14 protein-coding genes, 1 tRNA gene and 1 pseudogene are annotated in these 15,245 nt (G+C 45.6%); 8 read left to right on the top strand and 8 right to left on the bottom strand.

Annotation, left to right across the window (positions count from 1 at the left end):
• Positions 1 to 24 precede the first annotated feature (24 nt).
• The gene (speB, locus tag Q4B82_RS07570) at positions 25 to 948 is read left to right on the top strand and encodes an agmatinase (protein ID WP_368501345.1); all 924 of its coding nucleotides are present in this window, start codon (positions 25 to 27) and stop codon (positions 946 to 948) included.
• 221 nt (positions 949 to 1,169) lie between these two features.
• The gene (locus tag Q4B82_RS07565; protein WP_303065841.1) at positions 1,170 to 1,328 is read left to right on the top strand and encodes a hypothetical protein; all 159 of its coding nucleotides are present in this window, start codon (positions 1,170 to 1,172) and stop codon (positions 1,326 to 1,328) included.
• A gap of 60 nt (positions 1,329 to 1,388) precedes the next feature.
• Here the strand turns inward: Q4B82_RS07565 and Q4B82_RS07560 are convergent, their stop codons facing one another.
• The 7 genes from Q4B82_RS07560 to maiA form a co-directional block, all read right to left on the bottom strand.
• Positions 1,389 to 2,663 carry a TRAP transporter large permease gene (locus Q4B82_RS07560; RefSeq protein WP_303065840.1) on the bottom strand — a complete coding sequence of 425 codons (1,275 nt, stop codon included), beginning with the start codon at positions 2,661 to 2,663 and terminating at the stop codon, positions 1,389 to 1,391.
• A 12-nt stretch (positions 2,664 to 2,675) separates the two neighbouring features.
• The gene (locus tag Q4B82_RS07555; RefSeq protein ID WP_303065839.1) at positions 2,676 to 3,164 is read right to left on the bottom strand and encodes a TRAP transporter small permease; all 489 of its coding nucleotides are present in this window, start codon (positions 3,162 to 3,164) and stop codon (positions 2,676 to 2,678) included.
• Between the two features lie 12 nt (positions 3,165 to 3,176).
• Positions 3,177 to 4,142 carry a TRAP transporter substrate-binding protein gene (locus Q4B82_RS07550; protein ID WP_303065838.1) on the bottom strand — a complete coding sequence of 322 codons (966 nt, stop codon included), beginning with the start codon at positions 4,140 to 4,142 and terminating at the stop codon, positions 3,177 to 3,179.
• 79 nt (positions 4,143 to 4,221) lie between these two features.
• A complete protein-coding gene (locus Q4B82_RS07545) occupies positions 4,222 to 4,917 on the bottom strand; it encodes a fumarylacetoacetate hydrolase family protein (protein WP_303065837.1) in 696 nt (231 codons plus the stop codon).
• Between the two features lie 58 nt (positions 4,918 to 4,975).
• Positions 4,976 to 6,001 carry a cupin domain-containing protein gene (locus Q4B82_RS07540; protein ID WP_303065836.1) on the bottom strand — a complete coding sequence of 342 codons (1,026 nt, stop codon included), beginning with the start codon at positions 5,999 to 6,001 and terminating at the stop codon, positions 4,976 to 4,978.
• 48 nt (positions 6,002 to 6,049) lie between these two features.
• A complete protein-coding gene (locus Q4B82_RS07535) occupies positions 6,050 to 7,243 on the bottom strand; it encodes a 3-hydroxybenzoate 6-monooxygenase (protein ID WP_303065835.1) in 1,194 nt (397 codons plus the stop codon).
• A 30-nt stretch (positions 7,244 to 7,273) separates the two neighbouring features.
• Positions 7,274 to 7,921: a maleylacetoacetate isomerase gene (gene maiA, locus Q4B82_RS07530; RefSeq protein ID WP_303065834.1), complete on the bottom strand. Its 648-nt coding sequence runs from the start codon at positions 7,919 to 7,921 to the stop codon at positions 7,274 to 7,276.
• A 107-nt stretch (positions 7,922 to 8,028) separates the two neighbouring features.
• On the opposite strand from maiA, the gene Q4B82_RS07525 reads away from it, so the two are divergent.
• The 3 genes from Q4B82_RS07525 to Q4B82_RS07515 all read left to right on the top strand — a co-directional run bounded on the left by Q4B82_RS07525 (position 8,029) and on the right by Q4B82_RS07515 (position 11,482).
• On the top strand, positions 8,029 to 8,973 hold the full coding sequence (locus Q4B82_RS07525; protein WP_303065833.1) for a LysR substrate-binding domain-containing protein: 945 nt from the start codon (positions 8,029 to 8,031) through the stop codon (positions 8,971 to 8,973).
• Positions 8,974 to 9,042: 69 nt separating this feature from the next.
• Complete coding sequence (gene orn / locus Q4B82_RS07520; protein WP_303065832.1) at positions 9,043 to 9,603, top strand: oligoribonuclease; 561 nt, start codon at positions 9,043 to 9,045, stop codon at positions 9,601 to 9,603.
• 280 nt (positions 9,604 to 9,883) lie between these two features.
• Entirely contained in the window at positions 9,884 to 11,482 is a 1,599-nt protein-coding gene (locus Q4B82_RS07515; protein WP_303065831.1) for a tannase/feruloyl esterase family alpha/beta hydrolase, read from the top strand.
• A gap of 251 nt (positions 11,483 to 11,733) precedes the next feature.
• On the opposite strand, the gene Q4B82_RS07510 is transcribed toward Q4B82_RS07515, so the two are convergent.
• Positions 11,734 to 11,818 (bottom strand) — tRNA-Leu (locus Q4B82_RS07510).
• A 286-nt stretch (positions 11,819 to 12,104) separates the two neighbouring features.
• Here Q4B82_RS07510 and rimP point away from each other — a divergent pair.
• The 3 genes and pseudogenes from rimP to Q4B82_RS07495 all read left to right on the top strand — a co-directional run.
• Positions 12,105 to 12,542, top strand: a complete 438-nt coding sequence (gene rimP / locus Q4B82_RS07505; RefSeq protein WP_303065830.1) for a ribosome maturation factor RimP — start codon at positions 12,105 to 12,107, stop codon at positions 12,540 to 12,542.
• 164 nt (positions 12,543 to 12,706) lie between these two features.
• Entirely contained in the window at positions 12,707 to 14,206 is a 1,500-nt protein-coding gene (gene nusA / locus Q4B82_RS07500) for a transcription termination factor NusA (protein ID WP_303065829.1), read from the top strand.
• A gap of 21 nt (positions 14,207 to 14,227) precedes the next feature.
• A pseudogene (locus Q4B82_RS07495) lies at positions 14,228 to 15,245 on the top strand (translation initiation factor IF-2); the annotation flags it as partial.

Below are 15,245 nucleotides of genomic sequence, written 5' to 3'. Positions count from 1 at the left end.
ATTTTTCACAAAAAGGAACACAAAATGACTTTGACCACCTTAAATGGACAAACCGACATTTCTTTGGTTGCCAATAATTTTGGCTTTTGCAGGCTGCCTGTCCATTTTTCGCCCTACGACAGCGATGCCGATTGGGTGATTACAGGCGTGCCTTACGACATCGCCACATCAGGGCGCACAGGCAGCCGTTTTGGGGCGGAAGGCATTCGCCGCGCCTCGGTGAATTTGGCATGGGAAGGCTGCCGTTTCCCTTGGGATTTTGACGTACGCCAACGTTTGAACATCGTGGATTGTGGCGATTTGGTGTACGCTTTTGGCGACAGCCGCGATTTTGTACAAAAATTACAAAGCCATACCGAAAAACTGCTTGCTGCGGGCAAACGCTGCCTGACTTTTGGCGGCGACCATTTCATCACGCTGCCCTTGTTACGCGCCCACGCCAAACATTTCGGCAAACTCGCCCTGCTGCACTTTGACGCACACACCGACACCTACGAAAATGGCAGCGAATTTGACCACGGCACCATGTTCTACACCGCGCCCAAAGAAGGTTTGATTGACCCAGCGCGTTCCATACAAATTGGCATTCGCACCGAATACGACAAAAATTTGCCCTACACCGTATTGCCAGCCCCACAAGTCAATGATGACAGCGTGGACAATATTGTCAAAAAAATCAAAGAGACCGTTGGCGATTTGCCCGTGTATTTGACCTTTGACATTGACTGCCTAGACCCAGCCTACGCCCCCGGTACGGGAACGCCTGTTTGTGGCGGTTTAAGCACCGACCGCGTGTTGAAAATCCTGCGCGGTTTGCAAGATGTGAACATTGTGGGCATGGATTTGGTGGAAGTTGCCCCAGCCTATGACCATGCGGACATCACGTCTTTGGCAGGCGCGACTTTGGCTTTGGAAATGCTGTATTTGCAAGGCAGCAAAAAGGCTTAATAAATAATTTAACAATCTATTTTTAATAAATATTTTGTGTGTCGGAGTACTTGAACCTACCGTTTTCAGGCAGTATGAAATGGGAGAGAATGCGTGCTGTAAAAAAATGGTGGGTTCAAGCATCTAGCCTATGCAAGTTAAGAACATTGAAAATATAAACCGTACAGTATTGTAAATGGCTTTTGTTTTTGCTTTGTCTGTATTAATTTCAAACAACCGTATTGATTTTCAAAGTTTTTAAGAGAACCTGTATTCCCTATCTTGATAGTGGCTTTCTATCGTCTAATTACGCGCTTACTGTGTTGGATTTTAGCGAAACCCGTAAACTGGTTTTTTATGCCAATAATCCATCATTGGCACAAAAATCCGCGATTTTATGATAAAAACCCATCTATCAATCTTATGAATATAGGTTCTAAAAGTTTTCAGGCAGCCTGTTGTTATTTCAATAATGAATTTGGCAACCACAGCGATAAACTGGGAAAGAGCGCAATCAATATCATGCACATAAACATCGCCAGCAAAAACGGTATCATCGCGCGGAGCAAAGGCATCATTTTAACTTGTGAATTTGCCATGGCGATGAATAAACCTGGTCCCACAGGTGGCGTTACCAAACCGACCAGAGTTGCCAAACTCATCATCACGCCAAAATGAATGGGGTCTATGCCCATGCTGCGTACCACAGGCAGCAACAATGGCACAATCACAATCATCACGCTGATGCTTTCCAAAAACATACCCAACACAATTACCAACAAATAAACCAATAATATGAATGCGATTTTGGAATCGGTTAAGCTCGTGAGCAGGGTAACCAATTTGTCGGGTACGCCTTCAAATGTCAAAGCCCAGCCAAACACCGATGCGGTGGCAATCAAAGCGGTAATGGCGGCTGTACCTGTGGCAACGCGTACCATGATGTGCGGCAAATCTTTAAATTTCAATCTTTTGTAAGCAAAATGCCCAATCAAAAAAGACAAAACGGCTGCGACTGCACCTGCTTCGGTTGGGGTCATTACGCCTGTGATAATCAGGGCAATCACAGAAACAGGAATGCAACCTGGTAAAATACCCGCCAACAAATCAGCCCGCATATTGCGATGTGGCATTTTTTCGCCTTTGGGTAAGCCTGTTTTCCAGCCGATTAAGGCAATGACTGTGGCAAATGCAAACACAATCAATAAACCTGGTAAAATGCCTGCCAAAAACAATGCCGATACAGGTTGATACGCAATCACACCATAAATAATCATCAACATAGACGGTGGAATAATTGGTCCCAATAGGCCGCCTGCAATGGTTACAGCAGCCGAAAAATTTTTGTCATAGCCTTTTTCCACCATAGATGGCACCATCAGTTGCGTCATAATGGAAATTTGTGCGGTTGCCGACCCCAAAATAGATGCCGCCATCGCATTGGTCAGCAAATTCACATATGCCAAACCACCGCGAAAATGCCCCACAAATAAATCGGCACAAGCCAGTAATCTTTGTGTTAAGCCGCCTTTGTTCATCAATTCGCCCACCAGCATAAACAGGGGAATTGCCAATAATCCGCTTTGGCTTAAAGTGCCGTCCATTTGAATGATGATGGAGCTGGCAAGCACAGGGTTGCCGCTTTCCCACATAAACAGCAATGCCGCCAACAACAATACAATGAAAATGGGCATACCCATCAATAGGGCAGCAAAAAATCCTGATAAAGTCAGCATGATTGAAATCCTTTATGACGGTTTTTCGGGGTGTTCAGCGTTGGGGCAAAGCACTTTGACCAATAAATGCCATGACATCAGGAAAAAACTGCCCACCATTAAAAAATGATTGTATTGCTTGGGTAAACCTGTGGTAGAAGACACCACAAAACGGTTTTCAGGCAGCATAACCCATTGAACGGCATAAAAACACACCACCAACATGACCCATAAAGCCACCATATTTACCCCACGTTTGAGCAGGGAGGCGGTTTTTTCAGGCAGCAAGGCGTGGAGCAAATCCACCTTAATCATGTCATTGGCATAAATCAAATAGCTGATGCCCACGCAAGTCAAAATTGCCAAAATCTGCACTGCCACATCTTCTGCCCAAAAAATCGGGCTGGCAAAAAAATAACGCAACACCACCTGTGCCACCAAAATCAATATCAATGCCGACATCAACAACATCATGATGATGTATTCCAATTTGGCAATGCCATTATCCAATTTTTTCAACATGATGCTTTTCCTTTATTGCTTTGTGTGTTTGGCAAAACGGCGGTAAAACGCCAACATAGAAGGGTGCTTGCTGGCATATGCTTCTGCAATTGGCTGACCTGCCGCTTTCAAAGCCGCATAATCGGGTTCGTTTACGGTAACACCTGCTTTTTTCAAGGTTTCAATATTGTTTTTTTCTTGTTGATTTTGCTGTGCCGAGCCCCATTGTTCTGCTTCGGCAAAGGCTTTGCGGATTTGGGTGCGTTCGGTTTCGCTTAATTTGTCCCACCAAGGTTTGGATACCACTACCACACCAGGGAAAGTCATGTGATTGGTCAGTGTTAAATAAGGGGCTTGATGATACATTTTCATGCCCACCACAATGTCCAAATCAGCATCAACACCGTTAATCAAATTGGTGGTTAAAGACGGCATTACATCGCTGATTGCCAATGCTGTGGGTGCAGCGTCCAATTTGCGCCACCACAGGTTAAACAATGGGTTGGGAAAGGAACGGATTTTTTGTCCGCGAAAATCGTTTAGATGATTGACGGGTTGGGTGGTAACCACATGGCGCATACCTGCCAATGTGTAGCCCAAACCCACCAATTTGTGTTGTTCCAGTTCGGCTAAAAGTTGCCGTGCTTCGGGGCTGTTTACGGCTGCTGTGGCTTGTTCCATATTGTCAAAAGTGTAGGGCAGAAACCACGCATTCATAGAAGGGGAACGGTTGGATAAATTGCCTGCCGTTAAAATCGCAAATTGAATTGCACCCGATTGCAGCAATTGCACCATTTGGTCATCACCACCCAGTTTGGATAATGGGTAAATTTTCAGTTGATGGCGATTTTGCATTTCTTTTTGCAGGTTTTCGTTGAAACGCAGCGATACTTTGTGCCAAATGTGTGATGGCGGGGTAACGTGTCCCAAACGCCAAATTTCGGCATGTGCCGATGCCACCAATAAACTTGCCAATAATAATGCCGTCCATTTTTTCATGATGTTGTTCCCCTGAATGTGAATGGCTTTCAGGCAGCTTTTTTACACAATAATCCATTCAGGCTGCCTGAAACGCAAATTAGGCAATGTGCAATGCAATTTCGCCCACACCTGCAATTGAGCCTTGTAATTTGTCGCCCGATTTCACTGCGCCCACACCTTCGGGCGTGCCTGTGTAAATCAAATCGCCCGCCTGTAAGTGGTAAAACTGCGATAAGTGGGCAATGATTTCGCGCACATTCCAAATCAGTAAATTCAAATCGGCTTGTTGCACGGTTTTGTCATTGACGCGCAATTTAATCGCGCCATCGTTGATGATGCCGCACTCGTCCACACGCACAATCGGCGACAAAACTGCAGATTGTTCAAAGTTTTTGCCCAAATCCCAAGGTTTGCCAGTTTCACGGGCTTTTTGTTGTAAATCACGGCGAGTCATGTCCAAACCGCAAGCGTAGCCATAAATCAGGCTGTCGGCATCGCTTTGGGCAACTTGAAAGCCATCTTTGCCAATTGCCACCACAAATTCCATTTCATAATGAAAATTTTCGGTTTTGGGCGGATAGGGGATTTGGCTGCCGCTTGCCACATAAGCAGACGCATCTTTCAAAAAGTAAAATGGCTCTTGGGTGTTTTTGTCCACCGATACGCCCATTTCGGCAGCATGGGCGTGGTAGTTGCGCCCCACGCAAAAAATGCGGTTGATGGGGAATTTGTCTTGGCTGCCTGCAATATCGGCAAGAATGGGGGCTTTGATGGGGAAAACGGTTTGGGTCATTTTAAACAGTCCTTTTGTTCAAATTTGGGGTTGATGGGCGATTTCAGGCTGCCTGAAATCAAAAAATACGCAAATAATCGTGTAAGGGCGATTCATCGGCGGTAATCAAAAATGCGTCTTCACTGCCTGTGTTGCTTAAAATCATTTCGCTGTAACCGCGCGCGCAGAATGTGTCTTTGGCTTGCCATGTGATTGTTTCGTCATCTACTTTCAGGCAGCCTTGTCCATCTATGGCATGGAACACGCAAGCGGTGGTGCGTTTGGGCAGGGTAACGCTTGTTCCCGCGCGTAACATCATCGCGCCAAAACCGATGCTTGGGAACAGGCTTTTGCCGTTTTCGGGATTGACATAGCTGATTTGCAAGAGATTTTCTTGGCTGTCGGCTGCCATTTCTTGCAGGCAGCTTTTGGTTTTAGACCATGGGTAGCGCAACATCGGCACTTGGCTGCCATTGCGTTGGAAACCATTGTTTGGCACGATGCCGCACGCGCTGTATTCGGCAAAGGATTTGTCGCGTTCGTGATGCAGAACTTGCGGTTCGCCTTCGGTTGCCCATGAGCCTTCCAGTTGATAAATCAGGGGCAAATCCAAAACATCTAACCAAACAATGGGTTCTGTGCCTTCGTGTCGGTGTTCGTGCCACATGCCTGATGGGGTTAAAATCAAATCGCCACGTTCCATGCGACAGGGTTCGCCGTTTACGGTGGTGTATGCGCCTTCGCCCTCTACAATAATCCGCATTGCACTGGGCGTGTGGCGATGATTGGGTGCGGTTTCGTTAGGTAAAATCAGTTGCAAACCCAAATAAATGCTGGGCGTGGCTTGCATGTTTTCCAAGCCGTGTCCGCGATTTGCCAAAACCAATACGCGGCGTTCGGCTTTTTCAATGGGCGTGAGTTCGCCAGCCTGCAAGAGCAAGGGGCGCACATCTTCATATCGCCAAATGGTGTTGTGGGTACGGCGAGACGGCACGCCATGCGGCAAAACCGCACGCATATTCGGCCACAGAGGAACGAGATTGTTGGCTTGCAATTCATCGCGGTAGTCTTGGGGTAAATCGTTTAGGGTTGCCAATTGGCTCATGATTTTGCTCCGTTGGTTAATAAAATGTGTTTTCAGGCAGCCTGAATGTTATTCGTCCAAGCAGTTATTGGCATTCCAGCCATAAAGCCATTCAACAGCATCGTAAAAGCGTTCTTGTGAGCGGTTTTTCCACATTTGATTGCGCACCAAACGTTCTGCACCATGTGCGTGATAAATCCGCCCCATTTCGCGTGTCAGCAACACCACACGCGCGGTGCGTGGAATACGGATTTGCTCGTAGCGGCGAAAGGCTGCCTGAAAATCGCCGTTGGCTTGGTCAAGGCATTTACCCAAAACCACTGCATCTTCCAATGCCATGCACGCGCCTTGTGCCAAATATTGCATTAAAGGGTGTGCCGCATCGCCCAATAAAGTGGCACAGCCTGAACCCCAGGTAAGCGTGGGCTGACGGTCGGCAGTTGCCCAGCGTTTCCACGATTTTGGCAATGACAACAATCGGCGTGGGCTGTCGTGTATGCCTTCAAAGTAGGACAATACTTCTGCTTGTGAGCCTTCTTTCACGCCCCATTCTTCTTGCTCGCGGCTGTGGAACGTTACCACCAAGTTGTATTGCTGACCACCACGCAAAGGGTAATGCACCAAATGGCAATTCGGGCCTGCCCACAACATTGGGCCATTGATGCGTAAATCTTCGGGCATTTCTTCTTTTTCCACCACCGCGCGATAAACAACGTGCCCTGAAACACGGGGTGCATCACCCAGTAAATGTTCGCGCACCACTGATTTCACACCATCTGCACCAATCAATGCGGCTGCCTGAAAAAGGTTGCCGTGTTGGTCTTCAACGGTAACACCATCATCATGTTGTTCAATTTTGGTAACGCGTGTGGCAGTTTTGAAAGTGATAAGTGGATGTTTTTCCACCGCTTCCAAAATGGATAAATGAATGTCGGCACGATGAATCACGCCATATGGGTTACCAAAACGCTGGCGGAATGACTCGCCCACTTGCATTTGTGCGACTTGGTTTAAGTTGGTGGCGTCCATCATGGTTAAGCTGTCCACAAAAACCGAACGGGCGCGCGCGGCTTGCCCCACGCCCAAAGCGTCCAAAGCCGCATAAGCGTTTGGTCCCAACTGAATGCCTGCACCAATTTCGCCAATTTTTTCCGCTTGTTCCAACAGCAACACTTCAATGTTTTGCTGCACCAATGCCAAAGCAGTAGCCAAGCCACCAATGCCACCACCTATGATGATGATTTTATTGTTTTTGTCATTCATGATGTATTCCTTTTGTTTGTCAATTGGGTTTCAGGCAGCCTGAAAATCGGGTTGTTGATTGGGTTGTGCGGCAATAAATGCGGGGTGTTGCAAACAATGTTGATAAACCGCATTCAATCGTGGATAGGGCGTTAAATCACAACCAAAACGCTCGGCATTTGCCATTTGTGGCACAAGGCAAATGTCTGCTAAAGAGGGTTCATTGCCAAAACAAAATGGCGTGGATTCACGTTGTGCCAAAGTTTGTTCGGCAGCCTGAAATCCTTCGGCAATCCAATGTTGATACCATTGTGTTTTTTGTTCATCGCTCACATTCAATTGTGTCTGCAAATATTTCAGCACGCGCAAATTGTTGATGGGGTGCATATCGCAGGCAATACCGTGGGCAAATGCACGAATTTGGGCGCGGCATTTTGGGTTTTCAGGCAGCAAGGGCGGATTGGGAAACAGCTCGTCCAAATATTCAATAATCGCCAAAGATTGATTGAGTTGAAAATCATGGGCATCATCAATCAAAACAGGCACGCCTTTGCTGGGATTGATTTGCACATAATCTGCCGAATTTTGCTCGCCAATGCGAATGTTGATGCCATGATAATGGTAGTCCAAACCCTTGATTGCCAAAGCAATGCGAACACGATAAGACGTGGAACTGTTGAAAAAACTGTATAGCTGCATTTTGTTCCTTTGCGCTGCTGTTTGCGGTTGATGCATGATTATTGATGAAAAAGTTCATATCTGTATAATGATTAAACCTTATCAATCCATAACAAAAAAGACATGATATGAAGTGGGCAAAACGACTGAAATTGAAACAATTGCGCCTGTTGCTGGTGTTGGCAGAAACAGGCAATTTAAGCGAAACCGCACGCAAAGCCAATATGACACAGCCAGCCCTATCACGCTGGTTGAAAGAATTGGAAGACGATGTGGGGCATGAACTGTTTGCACGCCACGCCAAAGGGGTAACGCCCACCCATGCGGGACAAGTATTGCTGCTGCACGCACAGCGCATTTTAACCGCCGCTGAACGTACCCAACAGGATTTGGACGACATTCGCGCAGGCGTAAGTCGCACTTTGGTCATAGGTATGTCGCCAGCCACAGCCCCACGTTTTGTACCTGAAACGGTGTTACGGTTTTTGGCAAACAAAAACCATGTTTATGTGGAAATTCAAGAAGGCACAATGGATTTTTTGTTGGAAAGATTGAAATTGGGTAAATTGGATTTGCTGGTGGGGCGTTTGGATAATTACACGCCTGATGTCAATATGAAAAGTGAATTACTCTATCGCGACCCCATTTGCATTGTGGCACGACAAGAACACCCATTGGCAAACAAAAGCCATTTAGATTGGCAAGATTTGGAAGATTATGAATGGGTGATTTGGCCATCAGGCACACCCATTCGCAGTCGCTTGGACAATGCACTAACCGCAGCAGGCAAACGTCCACCTGTTTACCGCATCAAATCCACATCGCAAGTGGCGAATTTGTGGCTACTGCAAAACAGCGACATGCTGTCGGTGGCATCAAAAAGCGTTGCCGAGCATTTTATTGGGCGCGGTTTGCTGACCGAATTGAATCTGCCTTTGGGTATTGTGGCAGGGGCGGTGGGCATGATTTGGCGCGGTCAAGATGAAAACGATGAATTGTTGTCCAGTTTAATTGAATGTTTTCGGGAGATGATGGTAACTCGGATAAATACGCATGAAAATGAAAGTTTGTGAATAAAGCAAAGGCTTTCAGGCTGCCTGAAAAGATTTATAATGCCATTATTTTTGATTGGGAAATGTGAAATGAAAGACCAAAACAATCTTTGCTGGCTTGACATGGAAATGACAGGTTTAAATCCCGACAGCGATAAAATCATTGAAGTGGCGATGATTATTACCGATAAAGACTTGAATGTATTGGCACAATCGGAAGTTTATGCCATTCATCAAAGCGATGAAGTGCTGAACGCAATGGATGAATGGTGTACTGCCACCCACGCGCGCACAGGTTTAACCGAGCGCGTGAAACAATCTACTTATACCGAAGCACAAGTGGAAGCGGCATTATTGGCATTCATGCAAGAATGGCTGCCTGAAAAAACCACGCCCATGTGTGGCAATACGATTCATCAAGACCGCCGTTTTATGGTGCGCCATATGCCGAAACTGGAAGCGTTTTTCCATTATCGCAATTTGGACGTGTCCACGCTGAAAGAACTGGCACGCCGCTGGCACCCTGAAGTGTACAAAGGTGTCGTCAAAAAAGGTTCGCACAAGGCGTTGGACGACATTTTGGAAAGCATTGAAGAATTGCGTTATTACCGTAAAACCTTTTTAAGGCTGCCTGAAAACCCAATGCTTTAAGGCGATTAAGAACCTATATTCATAATCTTTTTTCAAGCCAATGATGATTAGAGAAAAATGGTATTTGCTTGGTGATTGAAAAAAATCAATCATACTCCCAATTTTTGTTGATGGTCATTGATTAATGTAACAAATCCTTTGTACAGTTGTTTAAAATACAAATCGTACGGCGTTACCAATGCCCTGATGTACGATTTATATATTGTTGCTTTGTCTATGTTTATATTAAACAACCATATTGGCGGTTTTTCCAACACTGTCATCAAAAGGCATTCTTATCATGAAAAAAACTTTATTGGCTTTAAGTGTTTGGGGTTTGGCTTTGAATGCGTGTGCCACGTCCACAGACAATACGCCATCAACTCATACCAGCAAGACATCATCAGCGCAGCAACGTTGCACAGCTTTGTCGCAAACCCAGTTGGACGACACGAGAATCACACAAGTGCAATGGACAGATGGTGTGATTGGTTCAGACAAGATGGCTGCCTTAACGGGTGGTTCGGCAGCACAGCAAAAAGCCCAACCGCATTGCATTGTGGAAGGTGAAATCGGTGCACGCATAGGCGCAGACGGTAAACATTATGGCACCCAATTTCAATTAAGGCTGCCTGAAAACTGGAATGGCAAATTCCTGTTTCAAGGCGGTGGTGGCGTGAATGGCTTTGTTGCACCTGCTGTGGGCAATATTCCCATACGCAGCAGTACCGCTACACCTGCGCTAATGCGCGGTTATGCCGTAGTCAGTATGGACGGTGGTCATCCCAAACCGCATCCCGATTTTGGGGCTGACCAACAAGCACGTTTGGATTTTGCTTACCAGTCAATTGGTAAAGTAACCCATATCGCCAAAAAACTCATTGCACAAAATTATGACAAACAGCCTGAACACAATTATTTTATGGGTTGCTCCAACGGCGGTCGTGAAGCGATGATGGCAATGCAACGTTACCCATTGGAATTTGATGGCATCATCGCTGCCAATCCTGGTTTTCGTCTGTCTCGTGCAGCAGTTGCACAAGTGTGGGATACACATCATTTGATGAAAATTGCCCCCAAAAGTGTATTAACAAATGCTTTAACGCAACAAGATTTAGACAAAGTCAGCGAAGCAGTAGCACAACAATGTGATGCTCAAGATGGTTTGAAAGATGGCATCATCAATCAATGGGAAAGCTGCCGCTTTAATCCTGCCAGCGTATTGCCAAAAGCCAAAGCCAATGTCTTAAAAGCGATTTTTGATGGTGCGAAAACCCGTGATGGGCAAGCGATTTACAGCGGCTGGTATTATGATACAGGCATTAATACCACCGATTGGCGCAGGTGGAAGTTGGGTAGCTCGCAAGACCCTGCTAAACCCGATGCACGCAATGTTACGCTGGGATTTGGTTCGCTGGTATGGTATTTCATGAGTCCTGCTAACCCGAATTTTGATGTGAGCCGTTTTGATTTTGACCGCGACACGCCCAAAGTATTCCAAACAGGTGCCATTAATGATGCCATCAGCACTGATTTGACCACATTCAAAGCACGTGGGGGCAAATTCATCATGGTAACAGGCGTGTCCGACCCAGTGTTTTCCGCCAAAGACCAAGTGGACTGGTTCAAACAGTTGCGCGCTGATAACCCAAACAGCGAAAGTTTCGTGCAAATGTTTATGGTACCTGGTATGACCCATTGTGGAAATGGTAAAGCAATGGACGATTTTGACCCTTTAACAGCTTTGGAAAATTGGCATACTACAAACCGCACACCCGAACAATTATTAGCAAAAGGCAAAACTTTTCCTGGTCGCAGTATGCCTTTGTGTGCCTATCCCAAAAGTGCGTTTTATATGGGTGGTGATGAGCATCAAGCCAATAGTTTTGTATGTAAATGATGTGTAAATAGGATAATAATGCGTTTCAGGCAGCCTGAAATTTTCACAATGGCGGATTGTACGTCCGCCATTTTTCATTTTATTTAATCATTTATTTATCAATGACTGTATAGTTGTAGAAGAGAAAATGTGAAATTTTTCTCCGTGAACATCATTACAACCAGTTTAACAAAAGTTTCTGTTTGACTGTATTTTACAGCATCAATACGAAAAAACAGACTTGTTGTAAAACAAGTCTGTTTTTTGTAATTTGGTGCCCAGGGTCGGACTCGAACCGACACACCTTGCGGCGGGGGATTTTGAGTCCCCTGCGTCTACCAATTTCGCCACCTGGGCTGGTGGTTAAGAAGATGTGAATTATAAAGAAAAAAAGAATTTTGTCAAACATTTTGCTTGAATTATTTCATAAAACCATCACTAATATTTGATTTTGATTGAAATTAAATTTCCAATCACACTTCTCGGAATGCACCAATCATCACATCAAAACCACACGAATATCACACAACCCCTTTTCTTTTCAAGAAAAAAACATTATAATTAGCAGAATTTTTCCAACACCACAGAAAAATGACCCAAGCGGTCATTTTTTTGTTTTATGCAGCATACAGAAAACAGTGATATGGATATTCAAGATATTTTAGATAAAACCTTGCCTGGTTTGGGTTATGAGTGCGTGGATTATGAATTAACACCGCAAGGCATATTGCGCATTTTTATTGACAATGAAACAGGCATTACTGTGGAAGACTGTGCTACCGTAAGCAACCATTTAAGCCGTGTGTTTATGGTAGAAGACGTGGACTACAAACATTTGGAAATTTCCAGTCCTGGTCTGGATCGTCCATTGAAAAAAGCCAGTGATTTTGTGCGTTTTATGGGTAGCCAAGCCAAAATCAAAACGCGCTTGCCCGTTGAGGGGCAAAAAAACTTCATTGGCAAAATTGAAGGTTTTGACGAAGCCACGCAAATTATTACCGTGTCGTTTGATGGCAAAACCGCGCAAATTGAATTGTCTAATGTGGATAAAGCGCGGATTAAGCCTGAATTTAAGTTTTGATGCTTTCCAGGCAGCCTTACATTTTATAGTGTGTGTTACGCACCAAATTTAAAGTAATCTCAATGATTTGGGTGTGTAAAAGCACCCTGCGCAAAATGTTTCAGGCAGCCTGAAAATCCCATAAATTATTTTATTTTTATATTGATTAAAAGGAACATTGCACAATGAGCCGCGAAATTTTAGCTTTGGCAGAAGCCCTTGCCAGCGAAAAAAACGTAGAACCCGATGTGGTGTTTGAAGCTTTGGAAGTGGCTTTGGGTATTGCCGCCAAGAAAAAAGCCGACCGCGAACACATGGATTTGGAAGTACGCATTAACCGTGATTCAGGCGAATACCGTACTGTACGCCGTTGGTTGATTGTGGAAGATTTGGACTACACTTATCCCGAGTTGGAAAAAACCATTGAGCAAATTCAAGAAGAACAACCCGAACTCCAAATTTCGGTGGGCGACTACTACGAAGAAAACATTCCCAACGAAGCCTTTGGTCGTCAAGCCGCGCAAACCGCCAAGCAAATCATTTTGCAACGCATTCGTGATGCTGAACGTGAACAAATTTTGAATGGCTTTTTAGATGTATGCGAAGATATTGTGGTTGGCACGGTTAAACGTGTGGAAAAACACGGCATCATTGTGGAAATTGCGCCCAAATTGGATGCACTCATTCCGCGTGAATATTGCTTGCCACGCGAAAATTATCGTGGTGGCGACAAAATTCGCGCGCTGTTTTTGCGTGTAGATGAATTTAATGGTGGTCGCAAACAAGTTGTGTTAAGTCGTTCTTCACCTGATTTCTTGCGCAAACTATTTGAGCAAGAAGTCCCTGAAATAGCTGATGGTTTATTGGACATTAAAGAAGTGGCACGCGATCCTGGTCAGCGTGCAAAAATTGCGGTGCATTCCAACGATCAACGCATAGACCCACAAGGCACTTGCATTGGTGTACGTGGTTCACGTGTCAATGCGGTGTCCAACGAAATTGGTGGCGAACGCATTGATGTGGTGCTGTGGTCGCCTGAAACGTCTGATTTCATCATCAATGCCTTGTCGCCTGCCAAAGTGAGTCGCCTTGTGATTGATGAAGACAATCATGCGGTAGATGTGATTGTGGCAGAAGACCAGTTGCCTTTGGCGATTGGTCGCAATGGTCAAAACGTGCGTTTGGCAGCCGAATTAACAGGTTGGCAACTCAACATCATGACTGCTGCCGAAGCCGAAGAGCGTGATGCTGTTGAAGATGCACAATACCGTGCTTTGTTTGTGGCACAGTTGGGGTTGGACGAAGAAACGGCTGAAGTATTGGTGGCAGAAGGCTTTACCAGTATTGAAGAAGTGGCATATGTGCCTGAAAGTGAATTGTTGGAAATTGAAGGCTTTAATGCCCAGATTGTGGACAATTTGCGTACCAAAGCGCGTGATGCTGTGTTGCAACAGGCTTTGGCAGCACAGGAAAAAATCAACCACATTGCCCAAGACATGAAAACTTTGGACGGTATGGACGAAGACATGCTCAAAGATTTGGCAGAAGCCGATATTTTGACTCGCGATAATTTGGCAGAATTGTCCATTGATGAATTGATTGAAATCACAGGCGTGGAAAAATACACTGCTGAACAAGTGATTTTGGCAGCACGCGCACATTGGTTTGCCGATGAAGCCGAATAAGCATAATAAGGTGAAATAACGATGACAAATGCAAAAAACAATGGCACGGTGGTGGAACGTAAAAAACGCCGCCATGTGCATATTCCAACACCCGAAGAATTGTTGGCACAAGCAACTGGTAAAGAAGACCATGTTTCTGAAAGCAAAGTGGTTTCAGGCAGCCTGAAAGCAGCTGATGCCAATGTTGTTAATACGCAAACCGAAACAGTTGCTAGCCTTAATCTGCAGCCTGAAAACGGAGCAAACGATGTCGCAGAACGCGCACGAGCTGAAGCAAAAGCGCGTGCTGAAGCTGAAGTTGCACGTTTAAAAGCCGCTAAAGCAGGCAAAAGTGTGAAAACCGAAACCCTAACCACTGCCCAAAGTAACACAGAAGCCAAAGCAGAAACAACATCAGAACAAGTCAGCCATCAAGCTGAACAAGTTGTTGCAGCAGAAGCATCATCTACCACAGCACCAAACAATGTTCAGGCGGCGACACAAACTGAAAAAACAGCAGAACCTGTCAAAACATCAGGAAAACAACCTGAAAATAATGTGAATAAAGATGGTGGCCGCAATCGCAAGAAAAAAGACAAAGCTCCCCAACCTTTACCCACGCCTGTGGAAGTGGTAAACGCCGCAGAAGCTGCTAAACGCGCCGAAGAAGAAGAACAAAATCGCCGCCGCCGTGAAGCCCAAGAAGCTTTGTTGCGCGAAAAACAAGAACGTGCTGAACGCCAAGCGCGCCGCGAGGCAGCTAAACTGCAAGCAGCAGAAGAAGCCAAAACTGCCGCACAAGCCAAAAAAGATGCACAGCGTACCGCCAAACCCAGCGAAGAAAAACGCGCTCAAAAATCAGAAGAAGCGAAAAAAGACAAAAACAATGTCGCAGGCAAAACGGCTGACAGAGCTGCTAAACCTGCTGCAAAACCCGTTTCAGGCAGTCTGAACGATGAAAACCCCAGCAGCGGCAGCCGCAAAAAAGACGACCGCCGCCACAGTCGCGATGATGACGCACCCAAAGGCAAAGGTGGCAAAAACGTCAAAGGCGGTCGCA

This window comes from Alysiella sp. (genome assembly GCF_030525755.1).
Taxonomy (GTDB): domain Bacteria; phylum Pseudomonadota; class Gammaproteobacteria; order Burkholderiales; family Neisseriaceae; genus Simonsiella.
This window is presented reverse-complemented; position numbering and strand designations above follow the sequence as displayed.